Origin of the sequence: Desertibacillus haloalkaliphilus (assembly GCF_019039105.1) — a bacterium.
GTDB classification, from domain to species: Bacteria; Bacillota; Bacilli; order Bacillales; family KJ1-10-99; genus Desertibacillus; species Desertibacillus haloalkaliphilus.
Genome location: NZ_JAHPIV010000602.1, coordinates 1 through 327 on the forward strand (window position 1 = coordinate 1; position 327 = coordinate 327).

Here is a 327-nt window from a genome sequence, read left to right on the forward strand (position 1 = left end):
GGCTACCACTAAGTAATCTCCAAGCTGTTTTGCACGCTCTAGCAGCTTGATATGCCCCCAGTGTAATAAATCAAATGTACCGTACGTAATAACTTTCTTCATTGCAAACATAAACTCCTTTCTTCATCCTTATTCGACTGCTTCAAGCAGTAATGTTTATCCGTAATCCTATTCTCATCGGTCATGTTTTTTCGCTCTTCGGAACTTCATTATATCATAATGCCTAAAAAACGTTAAGAAAATGTAAAGACAAACTATTTCCAATTTAATGGATGGAATAGTGAAACTGCGTCAATACAGTATTTCAACGTTTTTAGAGACTAGTTG

The 327-nt window shown here is 35.8% G+C and carries 1 protein-coding gene; it reads right to left on the bottom strand.

The features are described 5' to 3' along the window. A partial coding sequence (locus KH400_RS23470; protein ID WP_217228742.1) for an adenylyltransferase/cytidyltransferase family protein occupies positions 1 to 102 on the bottom strand: 102 nt, incomplete at its 3' end. Positions 103 to 327 lie beyond the last annotated feature (225 nt).